Below are 22,856 nucleotides of genomic sequence, written 5' to 3' on the forward strand. Positions count from 1 at the left end.
GTCACAGGGGCACGACGCCCAGCCGGTCGAGGAACCGGAAGAAGAGGTTTTCAGCCACCGGACCGGCACCGGCACCGGCACCGGCACCGGGATCGTCCGACAGCACCTCGGCCAGCTCCCCGGCGCTCGCGGCGCACCCCGCCTCCGCGGCCCAGGCGACGGCGCGCTCGGCGGCGTCGCGGGGCTCCAGGAAGTAGTCCTCCAGGGTCAGCCCGTCCCGCTCGGCGCCCAGGTACCCGGCCATGGCGGTCCGCGCCAGACAGGTCGTCCACGCCCCGCTGTCCGGCGCCGCCGCCTCCAGGACCACGCAGTCGCTGTCCATCACGTACCCGAACAGCGCGGGGGCGCCGGTCTGCCCGGCCAGGTCGTTCATGTTCCCGACGTCGCCGTCACCTCCCGGGAACTCCCAGACCTGCCACCCGCCCGGCGCGGACCGGCGCAACGTCATGTCCGCGGCGCCCGCCAGCGCCTCCAGCTCCGCGAGCGGCCGCTCGGCGCGGCCGACGACGAAGTACCCCCAGTAGCCCATGTCCCGGATCCCCCCGGCGTGTCGGTTCGGCTCGGTCAAAAGACCACCACAGCCGTACGGGCGTTCGCAGCCGGATCGGGCAATCCGCGCGCCGGCACCGGGAGGCGTCCGGCACGCGGGGCGTCAGTCGAGGCGGCCCGCGAGCGACTTGAAGTCCGCCCAGGACAGCTCGGGCTTGCCGGCGTCCCACAGCTTCTGGACCGTCGCGGCCAGCGGGAGCCGGATGCCGTCGGCGACCTGGGCCTGGGTCTGGGCGCTCGGGATGTCGCCCCAGACCGCGAAGCTGCCGCCGAGGATCTGGTCGTCGTACTTGGCGTCGACGGCGGTGGTGCCGCGCAGGACGCGCGGAGTCCACTGCTCGTAGATGCGCTCACCGGTCGGGTAGACGAAGGTCTGCGGCTGGCCGAGGACGTAGTAGAGGAACTCGTCGTTGTAGTTGAGGACCTGGCGGCCCTCCCTCAGGTACTCGGTCGGCGGGCGGGCGCCGATCTCCTTGCCGGTCCAGTAGGCGACCTTGATGTCCTTGAGCGGCTCGACGGAGGTGTCCTTGAAGAAGCCGTCGTTCCAGGCGCGCGGGGTGCGGTCGTGGGCCATGACCGTCTTGGCGCGGCCGTTGAGCCAGCCGGTGGTGAGGTCGGCGACGGTGCCGTCGGAGCCGTAGGCCCTGCGGGCGGCGGCGGCCAGCGTCGGGTAGGACGCCTCCGGGTTCGGCACCACGAGCGCCTGGTACTCGTCGGCGCCCAGGTGGAACTGGGAGCCGGGGAAGAGGTCGGCGTACTCGTCGAGCAGGTCGTCGACGATCTTCGCGGCCTCCGGCTTGGAGATGTCGATGGCGCCGCGGGTGGGCGTGCCCTGCGCGTTGCGCAGTTGCAGGTCGGGGTGGGCGGCGATCACGGCGCCGAGGTGGCCCGGCGAGTCGATCTCGGGGACGACGGTGATGTGGCGCGAGGCGGCGAGATCGGTGATCTCCTTCATCTCGGCCTTGGTCAGATGGTCGTCCGAGACGATCTCGGGGTGCGAGTCGGACTCGATGCGGAAGGCCTGGTCGTCGGAGAAGTGCAGGCCCAGCTCGTTGAACTTGAGGTCGCCCAGCTCCCGTATCCGGTCCTTGATCCAGTCGGCGGTGTAGTGCTTGCGGGCGATGTCGAGCGAGAAGCCGCGCTTCGGCTTGGCCGGCGCGTCCTTCACCACGCCCTCCGGCGCGGTGCCGCCGCCGGCCACCTCCTGCTTCAGGGTGCGGGTGCCGTAGTAGACGCCGGCCTCGGCGGGCCCGGTGACGGTGACCCGGCCGTCGCGCACCGTCATGGTGTACGACTCCGGGTTCGCGCCCTTGTCGGCCTGGACGTCGAGCAGCAGGTCCCCGGCGCGCCGGTCGTCCTTCTCGCCCGCGTACGTCATCCCCAGCTCGCCGGCGATCTGCTTCCCCTCGTCGGCGAGGCCAGCGTCGGCGACGACGACGCGATGGTCCTTCCCGGGCTCCCAGCCGGGGCCGCGGGCGGCGGTGTGCTCGCGCACGGCGGGTATGGTGCGCGGCTCCTTCGACAGCGGGTAGGAGCGACTGGGGCTGGGCGCGGCCGCCTCGTCGGAGGGGGACCGGGCCGCCGAGCCCTCCCGGCCGCCCCCGTCCCCGTCGCCGTCCGTGGCCCACAGCCCGACTCCCACGCCGAGCGCGGCGACCACCGCGCCGGCGATCACGGCCCGCTGTCTCACCTTGTGCGCCGGTGTCCGGCTTCCGTGCTGGCTCACAGCGCCAACCTAGGGCCGCCGTTGCCGTCATGCGTCCACCACATGTTCTGAAACTCTCCCGTTCGGGTGAAATTCGGGCATCGGACGGACACGTGTTGCCGTCACTCGATAACGTGACGCCACACCTTTCGCACAATCCCCTGCCGACACACACGTGAAGCCCACGAGGACCCGAGGACCCACGCTGCCTGCGCACCGTCTCCCAGACCTCCCCCGCCGAGTGGCCATACCGGTGCCGGTGCAAACACGCGCCACACCGGCAACGGCCACCCCGCTGGAGCGCTTCAACACGGCCCCCGCCGCCGAGGCCGCCCAGACCCTCCTCGCCTGCCTGCACAGCCACGCCTGGACCCACCGCCTCACCGCCCACCGCCCCTACCCGGACCTCCCCGCCCTCCTGGCGGCAGCGGACGAGGCGGCCTACGACCTCTCCCCGGCCGACCTGACCGAGGCCCTGGCGGCGGAGACGCTGCCCGCCCTCCCCGAGGACACGTACGCGGCGGCCCACACCGCCCTGAACGCGGCCCACGCGGCCTACGAGTCCCGCTTCGGACACGTGTTCGTCATCTGCCTGGACGGCCTCTCCCCGGACGAGACCCTGAACCACGCCCTGGCGGCCATCCGGTCACGTTTGAACAACGACCCGGACGAAGAACGCCTGGTTGCGGCAGAGGAACTCCGCCAACTGGCAAGAACGCGGCTGACCAGCACCCTCTGAGGGGCGCGGGGAACTGCGCGACCGGCCACGGACGGCCCGCACCCGGCAATCAAGGACAAACCCCCACCCCCGTAGCCGCCCCCGGCTCAAACCCACTGCTCCTTTGAGTGCAAGTTTGATCACAACGGCAGGCCCCCCGTAAGCGCCGCAGGCAACCGTCGCTACCATGCTGGGGGCCGGTGGACCGTACCCGGCCGGGCCCGACCGACAAGGAAAGCCGGCGCGGCCCCAATCCCCGCTCCCGGAGGAAATTTCCGTGCCGGCTGGAACGCTGTACCGCGGCCGGGAAGGAATGTGGTCCTGGGTGGCTCACCGAGTCACCGGCGTCCTCATCTTCTTCTTCCTGTTCGTTCACGTGCTGGACACCGCTCTCGTGCGAGTGTCCCCCGAGGCCTACGACACCGTCGTGGCCACGTACAAGACGCCGATCGTCGCGCTGCTGGAGTACGGCCTCGTCGCCGCCATCCTCTTCCACGCGCTCAACGGCCTGCGTGTCATCGCCGTCGACTTCTGGGTCAAGGGCGCCCGCTACCAGAAGCAGATGCTCTGGACCGTCGTCGCCCTGTGGGTCGTGCTGATGCTCGGGGCGATCTACCCCGTCCTCGGCCACGCCGCTCGTGAACTGTTCGGGAGCTGACGCCAATGTCCACGACTGAATCCCCCGCTTCCGGGATCGGCCCCGTCGAGGGCGCCTCCCTCTACTCGGCCGACAACCCGGCGCCGCTCATCGAGGCGCCCCGCGCCCGCACGAAGAAGACCCCGAAGTCCACCCGGGGCAACTTCGAGATGGTCGCCTGGCTGTTCATGCGCCTGTCCGGCGTCGTGCTGGTCGTGCTCGTCCTCGGCCACCTGCTGATCCAGCTGGTGCTCGACGGCGGCGTCTCGAAGATCGGCTTCGCCTTCGTGGCGGGCCGCTGGGCCTCGCCGTTCTGGCAGGTCTGGGACCTCCTGATGCTCTGGCTCGCGATGCTGCACGGCGCGAACGGCCTGCGCACGGTCATCAACGACTACGCGGAGCGCCCCAACACGCGTCTGTGGCTCAAGGGCCTGCTCTACACCGCCACGGTGTTCACCATCCTGCTGGGCACGCTGGTGATCTTCACCTTCGACCCGAACATCCGCTAGGCACGGGGCTGCGAAAATCATGAAGGTACACAAGTACGACACCGTCATCGTCGGCGCCGGTGGCGCCGGCATGCGCGCGGCCATCGAGTCGACCAAGCGCAGCCGCACCGCCGTGCTGACGAAGCTCTACCCCACCCGCTCCCACACGGGCGCCGCGCAGGGCGGCATGGCCGCCGCGCTGGCCAACGTGGAGGAGGACAACTGGGAGTGGCACACCTTCGACACGGTCAAGGGCGGTGACTACCTGGTCGACCAGGACGCCGCCGAGATCCTGGCGAAGGAGGCCATCGACTCGGTCCTCGACCTGGAGAAGATGGGCCTGCCGTTCAACCGGACGCCCAACGGGACGATCGACCAGCGCCGTTTCGGCGGTCACAGCCGCAACCACGGCGAGGCCCCGGTCCGCCGCTCCTGCTACGCGGCCGACCGCACCGGTCACATGATCCTCCAGACGCTCTATCAGAACTGTGTCAAGGAGGGCGTGGAGTTCTTCAACGAGTTCTACGTCCTGGACCAGCTGATCACCGAGGTCGACGGCGTCAAGAAGTCCGCCGGTGTGGTGGCCTACGAGCTGGCGACCGGCGAGATCCACGTCTTCCAGGCGAAGTCCGTGATCTACGCCTCCGGCGGCACCGGCAAGTTCTTCAAGGTGACCTCCAACGCGCACACGCTCACCGGCGACGGCCAGGCGGCCGTGTACCGGCGCGGGCTGCCGCTGGAGGACATGGAGTTCTTCCAGTTCCACCCGACCGGCATCTGGCGCATGGGCATCCTGCTGACGGAGGGCGCCCGCGGTGAGGGCGGCATCCTCCGCAACAAGGACGGCGAGCGCTTCATGGAGAAGTACGCGCCGGTCATGAAGGACCTCGCCTCCCGCGACGTCGTCTCGCGCTCCATCTACACGGAGATCCGCGAGGGCCGCGGCTGCGGTCCCGAGGGCGACCACGTCTACCTGGACCTCACCCACCTCCCGCCGGAGCAGCTGGACGCCAAGCTGCCCGACATCACGGAGTTCGCGCGGACCTACCTCGGCATCGAGCCCTACACGGACCCGATCCCGATCCAGCCGACCGCGCACTACGCCATGGGCGGCATCCCGACCAACGTCGAGGGTGAGGTCCTCAGCGACAACACCACCGTCGTACCGGGCCTGTACGCGGCCGGCGAGGTCGCCTGCGTGTCGGTGCACGGCGCCAACCGCCTGGGCACCAACTCGCTGCTCGACATCAACGTCTTCGGCCGCCGCGCGGGCATCGCCGCCGCGGAGTACGCGCAGAAGGCGGACTTCGTCGAGCTGCCCGAGGACCCGGAGTCGCTGGTCGTCGAGCAGATCGAGCGGCTGCGCTCGTCCACCGGCACGGAGCGGGTGGCGACGATCCGCCGCGAGCTGCAGGAGTGCATGGACGCCAACGTCATGGTGTTCCGCACCGAGCAGACGATCAAGACGGCCGTCGAGAAGATCGCCGAGCTGCGCGCCCGCTACAAGAACGTGTCGATCCAGGACAAGGGCCGGCGCTTCAACACCGACCTGCTGGAGGCCGTCGAGCTGGGCAACCTGCTCGACCTGGCCGAGGTGATGGCGGTGTCCGCCCTCGCCCGCAAGGAGTCGCGCGGCGGTCACTACCGCGAGGACTTCCCCAACCGCGACGACGTCAACTTCATGCGCCACACCATGGCGTACCGCGAGGTGGGCGACGACGGCGCCGAGTCCATCCGGCTCGACTACAAGCCGGTCGTCCAGACCCGCTACCAGCCGATGGAGCGTAAGTACTGATGGCTACCCCTGTCATGGAGAAGAACGACTCGGCCCCCGAGCCCGGGTTCGCCGACTCCCCGTACATCACGGTCACCTTCCGCGTCCGGCGGTTCAACCCGGAGGTCGCGGCCGAGGCGACCTGGGAAGACTTCCAGCTGGAGATCGACCCGAAGGAGCGCGTCCTCGACGCGCTGCACAAGATCAAGTGGGACCTGGACGGAAGCCTGACCTTCCGCCGTTCCTGCGCGCACGGCATCTGCGGCTCGGACGCCATGCGGATCAACGGCAAGAACCGCCTGGCCTGCAAGACGCTGATCAAGGACCTCAGCCCCGAGAAGCCGATCACGGTCGAGCCCATCAAGGGCCTGACGGTCCTCAAGGACCTGGTCGTCGACATGGAGCCGTTCTTCCAGGCGTACCGGGACGTGATGCCCTTCCTGATCACGAAGGACACCAACGAGCCGACGCGTGAGCGCCTCCAGACCGCCGAGGACCGCGAGCGCTTCGACGACACGACCAAGTGCATCCTGTGCGCCGCCTGCACGTCCTCGTGCCCGGTGTTCTGGAACGACGGCCAGTACTTCGGCCCGGCCGCGATCGTCAACGCCCACCGCTTCATCTTCGACTCGCGCGACGAGGCCGGCGAGCAGCGGCTGGAGATCCTGAACGACCGCGACGGCGTCTGGCGCTGCCGCACGACCTTCAACTGCACGGACGCCTGCCCGCGCGGCATCGAGGTCACCAAGGCCATCGCGGAGGTGAAGCGAGCGCTGATCACGCGCCGCTTCTGACGTCCGCACGGCCGTAGGCCGCCGCAGGGCCCCGTTTCCCCTGGAGACGGGGCCCTGCGGCGTTCCTGCGGCCGGACGGCGTAAGCCTGCCGCGGGGTCGGACCGGCAATCAGCCGTTCCGGGCGACGATCGTCCTAGCCTGACGGCATGTCAGATGACGAGTCGTACGAACTGCTCGGGTTCGACAACGTGCTGCTGCCCGTCGGGGACCTCGGTGAGGCCGTCGGGTTCTACGAGCGGGCCGGGTTCCCGGTCGCCTACCGGCTCGACGAGGCCGGGATCGCCCTGCTGAAGGTGGGCGTGGAGACGCCGGGGCTGCTGCTGCGGGTGGAGGAGGAGTTCGGCCGGCAGCCGCCGATGTGGCCCTCCGCGCGGGTGTGGCTGGAGGTGACCGACGCCCGTGTGGCCGCCCGGTCGCTGCGCGAGGCGGGGGTGCCGCCGCTGGACGAGCCGTTCCCCGTGGCCACCGGCTGGACCGTCGAGTTCGCCGACCCGTGGGGCAACGTCATCGGCCTCACGGACTACTCCAAGCGCCCGGAGCTGGGCCGCCGCCCTTGAGCGAAACTCTCGCTTGAACGTGTTCAAAAACAGGTCTACAGTCACTCCTGTCAGCGTTTTGAACGCGTTCAAGAAGGGGTGGGGCATGGACCGCACCGTCATCGCCTACGTCATCTACCTGGTCGTCAGCATCGGTCTGACCGTCTGGGTGGCCCGCACGCTCAGCCGCAACGGGCGGGTCTTCCTCGCCGACGTCCTGCACGGCAACGAGAAGCTCGCCGACGCCGTCAACCACCTCCTGGTGGTCGGCTTCTACCTGGTCAACCTCGGCTTCGTCGCCCTCTACCTGAGCGGCGACGACACCATCGCCGACACCCGGGGCATCTTCGAGGCGCTCTCGACCAAGCTCGGCGTGGTGCTCCTCGTGCTCGGCGTGATGCATCTGGGCAACGTGTACGTGCTCAACAAGATCCGGCGGCGCGGCCTGATGGAGCGCGAGCAGCTGCCCCCGGTCCCGCCGCAGGGCTGGGTGGCCCCGACGGCCGGGGCCTGAGCCGATGGCTCCCGCTCCCGGGACGACGGCCGGCGCCCCCGTGCGCCGGCTCACCGTCCTCTACGACGCCGAATGCGCCCTGTGCACGCATGTACGGGACTGGCTGCTGCGCCAGCCCCGCCTGGTGCCGCTCGAGCTGGTCCCGGCCACGTCGGAGGAGGCGCGCAGGCGCTTCCCCGGGCTCGACCACGGGGCCACCCTCGACGAGGTCACCGCGATCGGTGACGCCGGGCAGGTGTACCGGGGCGCCGCCGCCTGGGTGGTCGTCCTGTGGGCGCTGCGCCGGTACCGCGGGCTCGCCCACCGGCTCAGCACGCCCAAGGGCGCCCTGCTGGCCCGGGGGGCCGTCCTGGCCGCCGCCAAGTGGCGCGCCGGACAGCGCCAGTGGGGCGGCAACGGGTACCGGCGGGCCGACATCAGAAGGGGCGGCGCGCAGCGCCTCGGTGAGGGGCGGTGGTCGGGCGACGGGTGGGCGTACGAGCCGGGCCTCGGGTGGATCTACGCGGGGCCGGGCTGTGCCGACGGCGCCTGCGCCACTGGATAGGCTCTGTACCCGTGCCTGCGACCCACGACGGCCCCGACGACGGCGCCCACCTCAGCAAGTCCGAGCAGACCCGCGCGCTGATCCTGGAGACGGCCATGCGGCTGTTCCAGGAACGCGGATACGACCGGACCACGATGCGGGCCATCGCCCAGGAGGCCGGGGTCTCCGTCGGCAACGCGTACTACTACTTCGCCGGCAAGGAACACCTGATCCAGGGCTTCTACGACCGGATCGCCGCCGAGCACCGGGCGGCGGTCCGCGAGGTCCTGGCCAGGGAGACCGACCTGGAGGCCCGGCTGGCGGGCGTGCTGAAGGTCTGGCTGGACATCGCCACGCCCTACCACGAGTTCGCGGTGCAGTTCTTCAAGAACGCCGCCGACCCGGACAGCCCGCTCAGTCCCTTCTCCCCCGAGTCGGAACACGCGCGCGAGGAGGCCATCAGCATCCACCGCGCGGTGCTCGCCGGGGCGAAGACCAAGGTGCCCGAGGAGCTGCGGGACATCCTGCCCGAGCTGATGTGGCTCGCCCAGATGGGTCTCGTCCTGTACTGGATCTTCGACCGCACCGAGGGCCGCGAGCGCAGCTACCGCCTCGCCGAGCGCGGCGCCCGGCTCACCGCGCGGGGCGTCGTGCTGGCCCGCTTCCGGGTGCTGCGCCCGCTGGTGCGCGAGGTGCACGAGCTGTTCACGGACTTCCTGCCGGGGATGACGAGGGTGATGCCGGACCCCGCGAAGAAGCCGACGCGGGATGCCGGTCCTCAGGCCTGACGGGACGCCAGCTCGATCACCGTGATGTCCGAGGGCGCCCCCACACGCGTGGGCGGACCCCAGGCGCCCGCGCCGCGGCTGACGTAGAGCTGGGTGTCGCCGTAGCGGTCCAGGCCCGCCAGCGTCGGGTTGGCGGCGCCCGCGACGAGGTTGCCGGGCCAGAGCTGGCCGCCGTGGGTGTGGCCGGAGAGCTGGAGGTCGACGCCGTGGTCGACGGCGTCGTGGATCTGCACCGGCTGGTGGGCGAGGAGCACGCAGGCGCGGGAGCGGTCCCGGTCGCCGAGGGCCCGGTCGTAGTCGGGGCCCTGGCCCTCGTCCTCGCCCGCGATGTCGTTGACGCCGGCGAGGTCGAAGTGGGGCAGCTCGGTGCGGGCGTTCTCCAGCGGGAGCAGCCCGAGCCGCCGCACCTCGGCGACCCACTGCTCGGCGCCGGAGAAGTACTCGTGGTTGCCGGTGACGAAGTACGCGCCGTGCCGTGCCTTGAGCTGGGCCAGCGGGGCGGCGGCCGGGCCGAGGTCCTTGACGCTGCCGTCGACGAGGTCGCCGACGACGGCGATCAGGTCGGGCTGCGTGGAGTTGATGGTGTCGACGACCTTCTGCGCGAAGCCCCGGCCGAGCACCGGACCCAGGTGGATGTCGCTGACGACGGCGATGCGGTATCCGTGCGCCGCGCGCGGGAGCTTGGCCAGCGGCACGGTGACCCGCTTCACCTTCGGGCCGCTCAGCACGCCGTACGTGCCGTAGCCGACCGTGCCGACGGCCGCCGCGGCGGCGGCACCCGCGACGACGCGGGAGACGAACAGGCGTCGGGAGGGGACGGCCAGGGGGCCCGGTGACGTGCTGCCGGCACCGCGGCCCGGCGCTCCGGGCGCCTCGGGCACCTCACGCGTCTCGGGTGCCTCGGGCGTCTCGGGTGCCTTCGGCGGGGCCGTGCCGGCCGGTATGCGCTTCGGGTCCTCGGCCGGGGCGGCCGGCGCCTCCGCGCCCTCCGTCCGCCGCGCGGCCGCCCGGCGCTCCAGGAACCACCGCAGCAGCGGCCGGACGACCTCGCCCGCGAGGACCGCGAGCAGCAGGTAGATCGACAGGGCCAGCCACAGGAAGCCCGGCCAGGCCAGGACCCGCTGGAGCCAGAACGGCGCGCCCGCGCGCTCGGCGACCAGCGCGCCGACGGCCAGCAGCCAGCCCCCGGCGATCACCGCCGCGCCGATCCGGCGCACGGGGCCCGGAGCGCTGGTCGTGTCGCGGAACAGGCGCCGCCACACGTACCAGTTGGCCGTCACGAGGACGCCCACCATCAGCAACGCGACCAGCACGAAGACGACCACCATGCCGTCGTATCCCCTCGGTTGTGACGTCCTCGACGCCTATGACGTTCGGCGCAGTGCGCGCACGCCGCGCAACCCGATGACCCCGACGACCGTCCCCAATACGAAGGAGACGATCGCGAGCAGCAGGTGCACCCAGAAGTACGCCGTCGGGTCGCCGTCCTCGAAGGCGAGCCCGCTGCCGTCCTTGACCAGGTTTTTGACGAAAGTGATCCAGATGATCCAGCTCCACACCCCGAAAGCGAGCAGGAACCAGGAGACGGGGCGGCTGAGCTTCATGGTTTCAGTATCGCCGCACGCTGTCCGGATCCGTGCGCGGGGTGGGGAGGGGGGTGGGCCCGACGCGATCACTGGGGGTACGTTTCCGCTCGTGCCCGCTCCCAAGAAGGCCCTCAGGCGGTCCCTGACGGTCACCTCCGCCGTCCTGACCGCGCTCGCCCTGCTCTCCCCCGCCGCGCTCGCCGCCCCGAGCCCGTCGACGAGCCCGTCGGCCACTCCGCCGGCGTCGATGTCGACCGTGGGCGGCCCGAGGCTGGGCAAGCCCGGGACGCAGGTGGACCTGGCGGGCGGGGCGCCGGTGCTGCCGAAGGACCTCACGGCCCGTTCGTGGATCGTGGCGGACGCCGAGTCGGGCGACGTGCTGGCCGCGCACAACGCGCACTGGCGGCTGGCCCCGGCGAGCACCCTGAAGATGCTGTTCGCGGACACGCTGCTGCCGAAGTGGCCGAAGACCACGAAGCACAAGGTCGCGGTGTCCGACCTCGCGGGCATCGGCGCCGGGTCCAGCATGGTCGGCGTCAAGGAGGAGGAGACGTACACGGTCCACGACCTGTGGCTCGGGGTCTTCCTGCGCTCCGGCAACGACGCGGTGCACGTGCTGTCCGCGATGAACGACGGTGTCGACAAGACCGTCGCGGACATGAACGCGCACGCCGAGGAGTTGCAGGCCCTCGACACCACCGTGGTCAGCCCCGACGGCTACGACATGCCGGGGCAGGTGTCGTCCGCGTACGACCTGACGCTCTTCGCCCGGTCGGGGTTGCAGAAGAAGGACTTCCGCGAGTACGCGTCGACCGTCCGGGCGAAGTTCCCGGGGGAGACCAAGAAGGACAAGAAGGGGAAGACGACCCGTAAGCCCTTCGAGATCCAGAACACCAACCGGCTGCTGGCCGGCGACTACGACGTCGAGGTCTACCCGGGCATCGCGGGCGTCAAGAACGGCTACACCACCAACGCGGGCAACACCTTCACGGGCGTGGCCGAGCGGGGCGGCAAGGTGCTGCTCGTCACCGTGATGCACCCGGCCAAGGACGAGCACAACGCGGTCTACAAGGAGACCGCCCGCCTCTTCGACTGGGGTTTCGAGGCGGCCGGCAAGGCGCGGCCGGTGGGGCAGCTGGTGGGCCCGAGGAGCGCCGCTCAGGCGAGCCCCTCGGCCGAGGCCTCGGGTGAGGCCGGCGGCACCGGGAAGGGCGCGGTCGGCACGGAGCCGGTGGCGGGCGCCCCGGCCGCGGACGGCTCCGGCGGGGTCGGGATCGCCGCCGGTATCACCGCCGGGGTGCTGGTGCTGCTCGCGGGCGGCGCGTTCCTGATCAACCGGAAGTGGCCGCTGCCGGACCTGGTCCGCCGCCGGACCCGTCCGTGACGTCCTCGTCGCCCGGCTCCCCCAGTTCCTGCGCCTTGCTGCCCGTCGCCGTCCAGGAGGCGCAGAACAGCACCAGCTTGGCGGTGAAGTTGATCCACAGCAGCAGGGCGACGGGGACGCCGAAGGCGCCGTACATGCTCTTCGCGGCGACGCCCTGGATGTAGCCGCTGAGCAGCAGCTTCAGCAGTTCGAAGCCGACCGCGCCGATCAGCGCGGCCACCACCAGGCGGCGGCGTTCGGGCTGGACGCCGGGGAGCAGGGTCAGGACGTAGAGGAGCAGCAGGAAGTCGGCGAGGACGGCGACGGCGAAGGCGGCGACGTAGAGCAGGACGCCGCCGACACCGCCCTCGGCGAGGCCGATCGTGCGGATGATCCAGCCCACCAGCGCCGAGGCGACGGTGGAGATGCCGACGGTGATCAGCAGCGCCCCGCCGAGGCCGACGAGGACGCCCGCGTCCTTGGCCCGGTGCAGGACCGGGTTCTCCTCCTCGTCGGGCAGCTCCCACACGGCGCGCAGACAGCCGCGGGTGGCCTCGATCCAGCCCATGCCGGTGAACAGCAGCAGGAGCGCGGAGATCACGCCGACGGTGCCGGCGTTGTCGACGAGGCCCTGGATGTTCAGCTGGTCGGAGATGCCGGGGATCTGGTCGGCGAGCTTGTCCTGGAGCTTGTCCTGCTGCTGCTTGTTGAGCGTGGCGGCGGCGACGGCGGCGGCGAGGCTGAGCAGCGGGAAGAGCGCGACGAAGCTGGTGAAGGTCATGGCGGCGGCCAGCCGGGACCACTTCACCCGGTCGAGGCGTTCGTACGAGCGCCACGCGTGCGTGGTCATCAGGCGCGCGATCCAGGGCCCCACGACGGGGAGCTTCTTCAGCCAGTCCATGATCCGACCCTGCCCCCGCTCGTCCCGTTCCATGATCTCGTCCGGCCGCCCGGTCCGTCGCCGGACCGGAAGACCAGTGTTCTTGTGCCCCAGAAGCGCAGGATCGTGCCCAGGAGCATGCCGACGCCGGCTCCGGAGACCGTGTCGGCGCGCTGCGAGGTGAGACCGAGGCCGTAGTGGCTGACGGCCAGGCAGAGCAGCTGTACGGCGGCGCCGGCGGCGTTCACGGCGAAGAACACGGCGCAGGGGCGCAGGCCCCGGGGGCGGCCGAGGTGGCGGTAGGTGCCGAGCGCGTTGCCCGCGTAGGCGACCGAGCAGCCCGCGACGAAGGAGAGGGCCTTGGCGGTGAGCGGGTCGAGTCCGGCCGGGCCGCGCAGGCAGGTGAAGAGGGCGAGGTCGACGGCGTAGGCGAGCAGCCCGGCGGAGGCGAAGCCCAGCAGTTCGCGGCGGTCGGCTACCAATTGGCCACCGCCAGCCCGTACATCGCGAGCCAGACCGCGCCGATCAGCGCGAGGGCGCGGTCGCGCAGGACGACGTCCTCGGGTTCGCCGGCGGTGCCGCGGTCGGCGAAGACGGCGTAGCGCAGGACGGCGAGGACGAAGGGGATCACGGAGAGCTGGCGCCAGGGCAGCACGCTGGTGTGCGGGACGCCGCCCTCCTCCATGGCCCACAGGCAGTAGCCGAGGACGGCGACCCCGGCGGCGAGCTGCCAGACGAAGCGGAGGTAGCCGGTGGTGTACTCGGTGAGCAGCGCGCGCGTGGCGCCGTCCTTTCCGGCCATCTGCACGGCTTCGGAGTAGCGCTTGGCGGCGACCATGAACAGGGCGCCGAAGCCGGTGGTGATGAGGAACCAGCGCGACAGCGGGATGCCGAGCGCGAGTCCGCCGATCATCGCCCGCATCAGGAAACCGGTGGTGACGACGGCGAGGTCGACGACCAGGACGTGCTTGAGGCTGACGCAGTACGCCAGTTGCATCACCAGGTAGGCGGTGAGCAGGGCCGCGACGGGCGGGGGGCACAGCCAGGCCGCGGCGACGGGCGCGAGGACGCCGAGGGCGCCGCCGACGGCGTGGGCGAGCGGGGCCGGGACCTGTCCGGCGGCGACCGGGCGGTGCCGTTTGACGGGGTGGGCGCGGTCGGCCTCGGCGTCGCGGGCGTCGTTGACGAGGTAGACGGCGGCGGCGCAGAGGGTGAACAGGACGAAGACCAGCGCGAGCCGGCCCGCGGCGTGGACGGAGAACAGCTCACCGGCGGCGGCCGGGGCGGCGACGACCAGGACGTTCTTGGTCCACTGGCGGGGGCGTGCGGTGCGCAGCAGCCCGGCGAGGACGCCTCCCGCGCGGGGCGGTGCGGGCTCCTGCCCCGGTTCCGGGGGGCGTGGGGTCAGGAGGGCGGTGTCGGTGACGGCCGTGTCGGTCAACGGGTGCCTCCGCGCATCCAGTCGGCGCCGAGACGCGCCGTGAGCGCGCCGAGGGCGGCGCCCGCCGCGACGTCGGTGGGGTAGTGGACGCCGACGACCAGCCGGGAGGCGCACACGGCGGCGGCGAGCGGCCAGGCGGCCCGCACCCCGAGCGCCCCGAAGACGACGGCGGCCGCGGTGGCCGAGGTGGCGTGGGAGCTGGGGAAGGAGTGCCGGCCCGCGGTGCGCACCAGGGGGACGACGTGCGCGGGGCGGGGGCGGCGCACGACCCGCTTCACGCCCATGCTGACGACGTGGGCGCCGGCGGTGAGCGCGGTGCCGCGCAGCCAGGCGGTGCGCCGGGGCGCGTCCACGGCGGCCGCGGTGAGGCCCGCCGCGAGCCACAGCGCGCCGTGCTCCCCGGCCCAGGACAGGGCGCGCGCCGCGCCCGCGACGCGCGGGTCGGTGCCGCAGGCCCTGAGCGCGGTGACGATCCGGTGGTCCATGTCGTCGAGGTCGTCCATGTGGACTCACTGTCCACGCCCGTCGCACGGGAAGGCGGGCTCGCCGGGGCGACATACCATTAATCACCCGTTTCAGGGATGCGGTGGATGTTTTGGAACTAATCATTCACTCAGGGATGGACAGGGCGATACGGTCACCGCCATGTCTGCCGACACCGCTCCCGACGCCACCCGGGACCCCGACGCCGACTGGGACACCGTCACCGGCTGGGGCCGTACGGCGCCCACCGGGGCGCTCGTCGTCCGTCCCCGGACGTACGAGGAGGCGGCCGTCGCCGTCCGTGACTGCGGGGTGCGCGGCGGCATCGCGCGGGGTCTGGGACGGGCGTACGGGGACGCGGCGCAGAACGCCGGGGGCGCCGTGCTGGACATGACGGCCCTGGACCGGGTGCACGCCGTCGACGTCTCCGGCGGCACCGTGCTGTGCGACGCGGGCGTCTCCCTGCACCGGCTGATGGAGGTGCTGCTGCCGCTGGGCTGGTTCGTGCCGGTGACGCCCGGCACCCGGTACGTGACGGTCGGCGGCGCGATCGGCGCGGACATCCACGGCAAGAACCACCACGTGTCGGGGTCCTTCTCGCGGCACGTGCTCTCCCTGGAGCTGCTCACCGCCGACGGCCGGGTCCGCACCGTCGCGCCGGGCACGCCCCTGTTCGACGCGACCGCCGGCGGCATGGGGCTGACCGGGGTGATCCTCACCGCGACGCTGCGGCTCCAGCCGGTCGGGACGGCGCTGATGTCGGTGGACACCGAGCGCGCCGCCGACCTGGACGACCTGATGGCCCGGCTGACCGCCACCGACCACCGCTACCGCTACTCGGTCGCCTGGATCGACCTCCTCGCACGCGGCCGGGCGACGGGCCGCGCGGTGCTCACCCGCGGCGACCACGCACCGCTGGAGGCACTGGACGCGCTGCCCGCCCGCTCACGCGCCCGGCGCGAACCGCTGGCCTTCCGCACCTCCCGCCTTCCCGCGACCCCCGACTTCCTGCCGGGCGGACTGCTCAGCCGGACGACGGTGGGGCTCTTCAACGAACTCTGGTACCGCAAGGCACCCCGGGAGAGCCGGGGCCGGCTCCAGCGGATCTCCACCTTCTTCCACCCCCTGGACGGCGTCCCGCACTGGAACCGGGTATACGGCCGGGGCGGCTTCGTGCAGTACCAGTTCGTCGTCGGACACGGCCGGGAGGAGGCCCTGCGCTCGATCGTGCGGCGGATCTCCGAGCGCCGCTGCCCGTCCTTCCTGGCCGTCCTCAAGCGCTTCGGCGAGGCCGACCCGGGCTGGCTCTCCTTCCCTGTGCCCGGCTGGACCCTCGCCCTGGACATCCCGGCGGGCCTGCCCGGCCTCGGCGCGTTCCTGGACGAGCTGGACGAGGAGGTCGCGGACGCGGGCGGCCGGGTCTACCTCGCCAAGGATTCCCGGCTGCGCCCGGACCTGCTCGCCGCGATGTACCCCCGCCTGGACGACTTCCGCGCCCTGCGCGCGGAGCTGGACCCGCGCGGGGTGTTCGTCTCCGACCTGGCCCGCCGCCTCGCCCTGTGACCCGTGTGCCCCTGCCCTCCCCGACCTGTCTGGAGCAGCCGTGAAGGACGCCTTCGGCCTCCCCCAGTCCCTCCTCGTCCTCGGCGGTACGTCCGAGATCGCGCTGGCCACCGCGCGCCGTCTGGTGGCCCGCCGCACCCGCACGGTGTGGCTGGCCGGTCGCCCCTCCCCCGCCCTGGACGCGGCCGCCGGGCAGCTGCGGGACCTCGGCGCCGAGGTGCGCACCGTCGCCTTCGACGCCCTGGACCCCGAGGGCCACGAGGCGGCGCTCGGCAAGGTGTTCGCCGAGGGCGACATCGACCTGGTGCTGCTCGCCTTCGGCATCCTGGGCGACCAGGCGCACGACGAGCGCGAGCCGCTGAACGCCGTACGGGTCGCGCAGACCAACTACACCGGCGCGGTCTCGGCCGGGCTGGTCGCCGCCCGCTCCCTCCAGACGCAGGGGCACGGCTCGCTGGTGGTGCTCTCCTCCGTCGCCGGGGAGCGGGCCCGCCGCGCCAACTTCATCTACGGCTCCAGCAAGGCGGGCCTGGACGCCTTCGCGCAGGGCCTGGGCGACGCGCTGCACGGCACGGGTGTGCACGTCATGGTCGTACGCCCCGGGTTCGTGCGGTCGCGGATGACCGAGGGGATGGCTCAGGCTCCGCTCGCCACGACCCCCGAGGCGGTCGCCACGGCCATCGAGCTGGGGCTGCGGCGGCGCTCGGAGACGGTGTGGGTGCCGGGGGCGCTGCGGGTGGTGATGGCGGCGGTGCGGCATCTGCCGCGGACGGTGTTCCGGCGGCTGCCGATGTAGGACGCGGCTACCGCGTCGGCAGGGAGCCGCTCTCCACGCGTCCGGCCTGCGGGGGCACGGTGGCGCTGCCGAAGGGGAACTCGCGCAGCTTGCGCCAGACCGCGTCGGCGCCCTGCTCGTACAGCGCGAAGCCGGTGCAGGGCCACTGGGCCTCGTAGTCGGACAGCTCCTCGTAGGCGCGGTCCATCGCCGCCTCGTCGATGCCGTGCGCCACGGTGACGTGCGGGTGGTACGGGAACTGCAGTTCGCGGGGGACCGGGCCGGACGCGTCGCGCACCCGCTTCTGGAGCCAGGAGCAGGCCGCCGCGCCCTCGACCACCTGGACGAAGACGACGGGCGAGAGCGGGCGGAAGGTCCCGGTGCCGGACAGCCGCATCGGGAAGGGCCGGCCGCGCGCCGCCACCTCCGCCAGGTGCGCCTCGACGGCGGGCAGCGCGGCGCCGTCGACCTCGGTCGGCGGCAGCAGGGTGACGTGCGTGGGGATGCCGTGAGCGGCGGCGTCGCCGAAGCCCGCGCGCAGCTGCTGGAGCTTGCTGCCGTGAGGCTCCGGGACCGCGATCGACACGCCGATCGTTACGGTCCCCACTTCGTCTCCTGTCGTTGTGTGTCCTTCGGCCGGACACCCGGATATCGACTGTACGGCCACCGCCGTGCCGTGGGCAGGCGCAACCGGAGTGATGTGCAGCGCTACGGCGGCACGCCGGGGCGCACGGACGGTGCCCGGTCCGGTGTCCCGGGCGAGGTCGCGGACGGTGCGGCGGTGGGCGTCGCGGGTCAGTGCTTGGCGGGCAGGAGGCCCAGCCGGTCGTACGCCCGGGCGAGGGTCTCCGCGGCGACGGCCCTGGCCTTCTCCGCGCCCTTGGCGAGGATCGCGTCGAGCGTCTCCGGGTCGTCCAGGTACTGCTGGGTGCGCTCCCGGAAGGGGGTGACGAACTCCACGACGACGTCGGCGAGGTCCGTCTTCAGCGCGCCGTAGCCCTTGCCCTCGTACTTCTGCTCCAGCTCGGCGATCTCGGCGCCGGTGAGGGTGGAGTAGATGGACAGGAGGTTGCTGACGCCGGGCTTGTGCTCGCGGTCGAACCGGACGACGGTGTCGGTGTCGGTGACCGCGCTCTTCACCTTCTTCGCGGTGGCCTTCGGCTCGTCGAGCAGGTTGATCAGGCCCTTCGGGGTGGCCGCCGACTTGCTCATCTTGGCGGTCGGGTCCTGAAGGTCGTAGATCTTCGCCGTCTCCTTGAGGATGTGGGCGGTCGGCACGGTGAAGGCGTCGCCGTAGGTCTGGTTGAAGCGGTCCGCGAGGTCGCGGGTCAGCTCCAGGTGCTGGCGCTGGTCCTCGCCGACGGGGACGTGGTCGGCCTGGTAGAGCAGGATGTCGGCGACCATCAGCATCGGGTACGTGAACAGGCCGACGGTGGTGCGGTCGTTGCCCTGCTTGGCGGACTTGTCCTTGAACTGCGTCATCCGGGAGGCCTCGCCGAAGCCGGTGATGCAGTTCATCAGCCAGCCGAGCTGCGCGTGCTCGGGGACGTGGCTCTGCACGAACAGGGTGCAGCGCTCCGGGTCCAGACCGGCCGCGAGGAGCTGGGCGGCGGCGACGCGGGTGTTCTGGCGCAGCTCCTTCGGGTCCTGCGGGACCGTGATCGCGTGCAGGTCGACGACCATGTAGAAGGCGTCGTGGGTGTCCTGCATGTCGACCCACTGGCGGACGGCGCCGAGGTAGTTGCCGAGGTGGAACGAGCCGGAGGTCGGCTGGATACCGGAGAGCACGCGAGGACGATCGTTGGCCATGTTCACCATTCTCTCAGGCTTCCGGGCGCGGTCGGGCACTGGTTCGGTACAGGGGGGCTCCATTCCGTGTCCAGGGGTGTAACAAGGGCGGGAGCGAGTGGGAGGGGGCCCTGTGCGCGGACGGTGGAGGTGGATGGGCGCGGTGGCGGCGGCCGCGGCGCTGTGGTGGGCGGGTCCGGCGGGGGCCGTCGCGGTGGACGGTGACGGTGCTCGGGCCGTCGACGAGCCGGACGTGGCCGTGGTCGTGTGGGCGGGTGACGGGCGGACGGCGTCCTGGCACGCGGGCGAGACCGACTTCGACCGGCTGCGCAGCCTGCTCGAACCGGGCTTCACGGGCACGGAACGGGTACCGGAGGCCTGGACGGAGGGTCGGCGGCCACCGGTGCGGTTCACCGTGCTGTGGGGACTGACCGGCGTCGGGGGGTGGCCGCAGACGCAGCGGGCGCCGGGCGGGGACGTGGCGATGCTCCGTCAGGACCAGTTCTTCCTCGCGGAGGACGGCACCCCGTGGGTGCGCTCGGACCTGGCGCCGGACCTGACGGACGACGACGTCCGCTGGCACCGGGTACCACTGCGCCCCTACGAGCGGCTGACCGACGAGGGCTTCCTCGCGGCGGGCGGGGCGGGCGCCGGAGGGGACGGCGGAGCGCCGGACGGGGTGTGGTGGGCCGCCGCCGGACTCGGCGCGGGCGTCGCGGGGACGCTGCTGACCCGCCGCGCGGCGGACCGGTACCGTGCCGGACCGCCGCGCGGGGAGCCGCGTCAGGAGCTGATCGACCTCTAGCGCCTCGCGGCCTCTAGCGCCTCGCGGCCTCTAGCGCCTCGCGGCCTCCAGAGCCCCGCGGCCTCCAGAGCCCCGCGGCCGCTCAGCCGAGGTCGATCTCCGGGTACAGCGGGAAGCCGGCCACCAGGTCGGTCGCGCGGTGCGCGATCTCGTCGGCGACCTTCGCGTCGAGGACGTGGGAGGCCTTGGAGGGGGCGCCGGACTTGGTGGTGCCGGGCTCGGTGGCGGTGAGGACGCGGTCGATGAGGCCCGCGACCTCGTCCATCTCCGCCGTGCCGAGGCCGCGCGTGGTCAGCGCCGGGGTGCCGATGCGGATGCCGGAGGTGTACCAGGCGCCGTTCGGGTCGGCCGGGATGGCGTTGCGGTTGGTGACGATGCCGGAGTCGAGCAGGGCGGCCTCGGCCTGGCGGCCGGTGAGGCCGTAGGAGGACGCCACGTCGATCAGGTTGAGGTGGTTGTCGGTGCCGCCGGTGACCAGGGTGGCGCCGCGCTTGGTCAGCCCCTCGGCGAGGGCGCGGGCGTTGTCCACGATGCGCTGGGCGTAGTCCTGGAACGCGGGCTGCCGGGCCTCGGCGAGGGCGACGGCCTTGGCGGCCATGACGTGCGGGAGCGGGCCGCCGAGGACCATCGGGCAGCCGCGGTCGACCTGGTCCTTGAGGGAGTCGTCGCACAGGACCATGCCGCCGCGCGGGCCGCGCAGCGACTTGTGCGTGGTCGTCGTGACGATCTGGGCGTGCGGGACCGGGTCGAAGTCGCCGGTGAGCACCTTGCCCGCGACGAGGCCCGCGAAGTGCGCCATGTCGACCATGAGGGTCGCGCCGACCTCGTCGGCGATCTCGCGCATGATCCGGAAGTTCACCAGCCGGGGGTACGCGGAGTAGCCCGCGACGATGATCAGCGGCTTGAACTCGCGGGCCGAGGCGCGCAGGGCCTCGTAGTCGATGAGGCCGGTGGCCGGGTCGGTGCCGTAGGAGCGCTGGTCGAACATCTTGCCGGAGATGTTGGGCCGGAAGCCGTGGGTGAGGTGGCCGCCGGCGTCCAGGGACATGCCGAGCATCCGCTGGTTGCCGAACGCCTGCCGCAGCTCGGCCCAGTCGGCGTCGGTGAGGTCGTTGACCTGGCGGGCGCCGGTCTTCTCCAGGAAGGGCACCTCGACGCGGGCGCCGAGGACGGCCCAGAAGGCGACCAGGTTGGCGTCGATGCCGGAGTGCGGCTGGACGTAGGCGTGGCGGGCGCCGAAGAGTTCGCGCGCGTGCTCGGCGGCGAGGGACTCGACGGTGTCGACGTTGCGGCAGCCGGCGTAGAAGCGGCGGCCGATGGTGCCCTCGGCGTACTTGTCGCTGAACCAGTTGCCCATCGCCAGGAGCGTGGCCGGGGAGGCGTAGTTCTCCGAGGCGATCAGCTTGAGCATCTCGCGCTGGTCGGCGACCTCCTGGCCGATGGCGTCCGCCACGCGCGGTTCGACGGTGCGGATCACGTCGAGCGCGGCGCGGTAGGCGGTGGACTCGGGTGAGATCTCTGCGGGCACGGGGTCCTCCGGACGTCGGTTTCAGCGTTCACGGTACGGATGGCCCAGGCGCACGGCTCTCGGTGTCGCGGGCCGCTTCCCGATGGTTCGTCCCATCCCTGCGCGCCAGTCACGGCCCGGGGTCAGGGTACCCGCTGGGTTCGGGCGGTGCCGGAGTGTCCGGGATGCGGGAGGGCCGGCCCTCGGGGCCCGGCCTCCCTCGGGGCCGGCCGCTACGGCAGCGCACGGCACAGGGCGTCCAGTGCCCCCGCCCAGGCGTGGTCGGGCGGGGTGCCGTAGCCGACGACGAGGGCGTCCCGTGCGGGGACGGACGCCTCGGGGTGCCGGAACATGGACAGGCCGTGCACCGCGAGCCCGTGCCAGGCGGCGGCGCGCACGGTCTGCCGCTCGGTGCCGGGCGGCAGTTCGAGGACGGCGTGGAGTCCGGCGGCGATGCCGGTGACGCGGACGCCGGGGGCCCGTTCGGCGAGGGCGGCCACCAGGGCGTCGCGGCGGCGCCGGTAGCGCAGGCGGGCGGAGCGGACGTGGCGGTCGTAGTCGCCGCAGGACAGGAACGCGGCGAGGGTCAGCTGGTCGAGGACGCCGGGGACGCGGCCCGCCATGACGTCCATGGCCTCCTCGACCAGCGCGGGCGGCAGGACCAGCCAGCCCAGGCGCAGGGCGGGGGCGAGGGACTTGCTGGCGGTGCCCAGGTAGACGACGCGGTCGGGGTCCAGGCCCTGGAGGGCGCCGACGGGCTGGCGGTCGTAGCGGAACTCGCCGTCGTAGTCGTCCTCGAGGACCAGGCCGCCGGCGCGGCGGGCCCGGTCGATCACGGCGGTCCGGCGCTCGGGGGGCAGCGGGAGGCCGAGGGGGAACTGGTGGGAGGGGGTCAGCAGGACGGCGTCGGCGTCGGCCGGGCCGTCGGGCGGCAGGGTGCCGCGGTCGTCGAAGGGCAGCGGGGGCGTGCGGCAGCCCGCGTTCCGGAGGAGCCGGCGGTGGTGGGGCAGGCCGTAGGACTCGACGGCGACGGTGTCCCCGCCCCGGCGGCGCAGCAGTTCGGCGAGGACGCCGAGGCCGCCGAGGAAGCCGGCGCACACCACGATCCGGTCGGGGTCGGCGTGCACGCCCCGGGCCCGGGACAGGTATCCGGCGAGGGCGGTGCGCAGCTCCACGCGGCCGCGGGGGTCGCCGTAGCCGAGTGCCTGGTCGGGGGCGGCGGACAGGGCGCGGCGGGCGGCCCGGAGCCACTGGGCGCGGGGGAAGGAGGCGAGTTCGGGCGTGCCCGGGGCGAGGTCGTAGGCCGGGCGGGCGGGCTCGCGCGGATGGGGTGCCCGGCGCCGCTCCGGGGCGGCGGGGGTGCGGTCGGCGACCCGCGTCCCGGAGCCCTGGCGGGCGGCGAGCCAGCCCTCGGCGATCAGGTCGGCGTAGACCTCGGCGACCGTGTTGCGGGCCACGCCCAGGTCGGCGGCGAGCGAACGGGAGGAGGGCAGCCGGGTGCCGGGCGTCAGCCGACCGCCCCGTACGGCCTCGCGCAGCGCCTCGGTGAGACCCCGGCGCAGACCGGGGCCCGACCGGTCCAGGTGCAGGTCGACGCCGAAAGTGGCCCAGGATTCCGCCATGAGAATGGACCATACT

The 22,856-nt window shown here is 72.5% G+C and carries 24 protein-coding genes, 1 pseudogene and 1 riboswitch; of the genes and pseudogenes, 13 read left to right on the forward strand and 12 right to left on the reverse strand.

Translation table 11 applies throughout. The features are described from left to right. Position 1: 1 nt before the first annotated feature. Together OHA99_RS13950 and OHA99_RS13955 are read right to left on the reverse strand one after the other, a co-directional pair. Positions 2-529 carry a hypothetical protein gene (locus OHA99_RS13950; RefSeq protein ID WP_405695983.1) on the reverse strand — a complete coding sequence of 176 codons (528 nt, stop codon included), beginning with the start codon at positions 527-529 and terminating at the stop codon, positions 2-4. Between the two features lie 123 nt (positions 530-652). Continuing rightward, positions 653-2,224 (reverse strand): beta-N-acetylhexosaminidase, encoded by a 1,572-nt coding sequence (locus tag OHA99_RS13955; protein WP_405698947.1) that lies wholly within the window; start codon positions 2,222-2,224, stop codon positions 653-655. 235 nt (positions 2,225-2,459) lie between these two features. Here OHA99_RS13955 and OHA99_RS13960 point away from each other — a divergent pair. The 9 genes and pseudogenes from OHA99_RS13960 (at position 2,460) to OHA99_RS14000 (ending at position 9,027) form a co-directional block, all read left to right on the forward strand. Continuing rightward, a pseudogene (locus tag OHA99_RS13960) lies at positions 2,460-3,100 on the forward strand (2-oxo-4-hydroxy-4-carboxy-5-ureidoimidazoline decarboxylase). Positions 3,101-3,249: 149 nt separating this feature from the next. Then, positions 3,250-3,630, forward strand: coding sequence for a succinate dehydrogenase, cytochrome b556 subunit (gene sdhC, locus OHA99_RS13965; protein ID WP_003974113.1), 381 nt, complete (start codon positions 3,250-3,252; stop codon positions 3,628-3,630). Positions 3,631-3,635: 5 nt separating this feature from the next. After that, complete coding sequence (locus OHA99_RS13970) at positions 3,636-4,118, forward strand: succinate dehydrogenase hydrophobic membrane anchor subunit (RefSeq protein ID WP_007444154.1); 483 nt, start codon at positions 3,636-3,638, stop codon at positions 4,116-4,118. A 19-nt stretch (positions 4,119-4,137) separates the two neighbouring features. Next, the gene (gene sdhA, locus OHA99_RS13975; protein ID WP_153178286.1) at positions 4,138-5,892 is read left to right on the forward strand and encodes a succinate dehydrogenase flavoprotein subunit; all 1,755 of its coding nucleotides are present in this window, start codon (positions 4,138-4,140) and stop codon (positions 5,890-5,892) included. Further along, positions 5,892-6,665 carry a succinate dehydrogenase iron-sulfur subunit gene (locus OHA99_RS13980; protein ID WP_007444152.1) on the forward strand — a complete coding sequence of 258 codons (774 nt, stop codon included), beginning with the start codon at positions 5,892-5,894 and terminating at the stop codon, positions 6,663-6,665. Before sdhA ends, OHA99_RS13980 begins: the two co-directional genes overlap by 1 nt. A 147-nt stretch (positions 6,666-6,812) precedes the next feature. Beyond that, positions 6,813-7,223 carry a VOC family protein gene (locus OHA99_RS13985; RefSeq protein ID WP_007444150.1) on the forward strand — a complete coding sequence of 137 codons (411 nt, stop codon included), beginning with the start codon at positions 6,813-6,815 and terminating at the stop codon, positions 7,221-7,223. Positions 7,224-7,308: 85 nt separating this feature from the next. Next, entirely contained in the window at positions 7,309-7,716 is a 408-nt protein-coding gene (locus tag OHA99_RS13990) for a hypothetical protein (protein WP_007444148.1), read from the forward strand. A 4-nt stretch (positions 7,717-7,720) separates the two neighbouring features. Continuing rightward, a complete protein-coding gene (locus OHA99_RS13995; protein WP_153178287.1) occupies positions 7,721-8,260 on the forward strand; it encodes a thiol-disulfide oxidoreductase DCC family protein in 540 nt (179 codons plus the stop codon). A gap of 11 nt (positions 8,261-8,271) precedes the next feature. Next, the gene (locus tag OHA99_RS14000) at positions 8,272-9,027 is read left to right on the forward strand and encodes a TetR family transcriptional regulator (protein WP_153178288.1); all 756 of its coding nucleotides are present in this window, start codon (positions 8,272-8,274) and stop codon (positions 9,025-9,027) included. On the opposite strand, the gene OHA99_RS14005 is transcribed toward OHA99_RS14000, so the two are convergent. Further along, complete coding sequence (locus OHA99_RS14005) at positions 9,018-10,355, reverse strand: metallophosphoesterase (RefSeq protein ID WP_405695985.1); 1,338 nt, start codon at positions 10,353-10,355, stop codon at positions 9,018-9,020. The two genes, OHA99_RS14000 and OHA99_RS14005, sit on opposite strands and share 10 nt — an antisense overlap. A gap of 36 nt (positions 10,356-10,391) precedes the next feature. Then, on the reverse strand, positions 10,392-10,631 hold the full coding sequence (locus OHA99_RS14010) for an SCO4848 family membrane protein (RefSeq protein WP_003974124.1): 240 nt from the start codon (positions 10,629-10,631) through the stop codon (positions 10,392-10,394). A 91-nt stretch (positions 10,632-10,722) separates the two neighbouring features. On the opposite strand from OHA99_RS14010, the gene OHA99_RS14015 reads away from it, so the two are divergent. Next, a complete protein-coding gene (locus tag OHA99_RS14015) occupies positions 10,723-11,997 on the forward strand; it encodes a D-alanyl-D-alanine carboxypeptidase (protein ID WP_366472641.1) in 1,275 nt (424 codons plus the stop codon). Here the strand turns inward: OHA99_RS14015 and OHA99_RS14020 are convergent. The 4 genes from OHA99_RS14020 to OHA99_RS14035 are packed head-to-tail and all read right to left on the reverse strand — an operon-like array spanning position 11,945 to position 14,800. Continuing rightward, the gene (locus tag OHA99_RS14020; RefSeq protein WP_228126122.1) at positions 11,945-12,877 is read right to left on the reverse strand and encodes a YihY/virulence factor BrkB family protein; all 933 of its coding nucleotides are present in this window, start codon (positions 12,875-12,877) and stop codon (positions 11,945-11,947) included. The two genes, OHA99_RS14015 and OHA99_RS14020, sit on opposite strands and share 53 nt — an antisense overlap. Further along, a complete protein-coding gene (locus OHA99_RS14025) occupies positions 12,865-13,338 on the reverse strand; it encodes a GtrA family protein (RefSeq protein ID WP_153178292.1) in 474 nt (157 codons plus the stop codon). The genes OHA99_RS14020 and OHA99_RS14025 overlap by 13 nt, the downstream gene beginning before the upstream one ends. Next, the gene (locus tag OHA99_RS14030) at positions 13,332-14,297 is read right to left on the reverse strand and encodes a decaprenyl-phosphate phosphoribosyltransferase (RefSeq protein ID WP_153178293.1); all 966 of its coding nucleotides are present in this window, start codon (positions 14,295-14,297) and stop codon (positions 13,332-13,334) included. Before OHA99_RS14030 ends, OHA99_RS14025 begins: the two co-directional genes overlap by 7 nt. Beyond that, positions 14,294-14,800: a phosphatase PAP2 family protein gene (locus OHA99_RS14035; RefSeq protein ID WP_054099286.1), complete on the reverse strand. Its 507-nt coding sequence runs from the start codon at positions 14,798-14,800 to the stop codon at positions 14,294-14,296. The genes OHA99_RS14030 and OHA99_RS14035 overlap by 4 nt, the downstream gene beginning before the upstream one ends. A 142-nt stretch (positions 14,801-14,942) precedes the next feature. On the opposite strand from OHA99_RS14035, the gene OHA99_RS14040 reads away from it, so the two are divergent. Together OHA99_RS14040 and OHA99_RS14045 are read left to right on the forward strand one after the other, a co-directional pair. Then, positions 14,943-16,343, forward strand: a complete 1,401-nt coding sequence (locus tag OHA99_RS14040) for an FAD-binding oxidoreductase (protein ID WP_165685025.1) — start codon at positions 14,943-14,945, stop codon at positions 16,341-16,343. 40 nt (positions 16,344-16,383) lie between these two features. Beyond that, entirely contained in the window at positions 16,384-17,139 is a 756-nt protein-coding gene (locus OHA99_RS14045) for a decaprenylphospho-beta-D-erythro-pentofuranosid-2-ulose 2-reductase (protein ID WP_405695987.1), read from the forward strand. 7 nt (positions 17,140-17,146) lie between these two features. On the opposite strand, the gene OHA99_RS14050 is transcribed toward OHA99_RS14045, so the two are convergent. Both OHA99_RS14050 and trpS read right to left on the reverse strand, forming a co-directional pair. Then, positions 17,147-17,725, reverse strand: coding sequence for a 2'-5' RNA ligase family protein (locus tag OHA99_RS14050; protein WP_054099287.1), 579 nt, complete (start codon positions 17,723-17,725; stop codon positions 17,147-17,149). Between the two features lie 188 nt (positions 17,726-17,913). Beyond that, positions 17,914-18,927, reverse strand: a complete 1,014-nt coding sequence (trpS, locus tag OHA99_RS14055; RefSeq protein WP_405695989.1) for a tryptophan--tRNA ligase — start codon at positions 18,925-18,927, stop codon at positions 17,914-17,916. Positions 18,928-19,060: 133 nt separating this feature from the next. Here trpS and OHA99_RS14060 point away from each other — a divergent pair, with 133 nt between their 5' ends. Continuing rightward, complete coding sequence (locus OHA99_RS14060) at positions 19,061-19,711, forward strand: hypothetical protein (RefSeq protein WP_381501181.1); 651 nt, start codon at positions 19,061-19,063, stop codon at positions 19,709-19,711. An 82-nt stretch (positions 19,712-19,793) separates the two neighbouring features. Here OHA99_RS14060 and OHA99_RS14065 read toward each other — a convergent pair whose 3' ends face one another. After that, the gene (locus OHA99_RS14065) at positions 19,794-21,239 is read right to left on the reverse strand and encodes a glycine hydroxymethyltransferase (protein ID WP_164383504.1); all 1,446 of its coding nucleotides are present in this window, start codon (positions 21,237-21,239) and stop codon (positions 19,794-19,796) included. 35 nt (positions 21,240-21,274) lie between these two features. Then, positions 21,275-21,362: riboswitch (ZMP/ZTP riboswitch) on the reverse strand. An 89-nt stretch (positions 21,363-21,451) separates the two neighbouring features. Beyond that, on the reverse strand, positions 21,452-22,840 hold the full coding sequence (locus OHA99_RS14070; RefSeq protein ID WP_405695991.1) for a PLP-dependent aminotransferase family protein: 1,389 nt from the start codon (positions 22,838-22,840) through the stop codon (positions 21,452-21,454). Positions 22,841-22,856: the final 16 nt, after the last annotated feature.

It is taken from the genome of Streptomyces coelicoflavus (assembly GCF_045041415.1).
Lineage (GTDB): Bacteria > Actinomycetota > Actinomycetes > Streptomycetales > Streptomycetaceae > Streptomyces > Streptomyces coelicoflavus.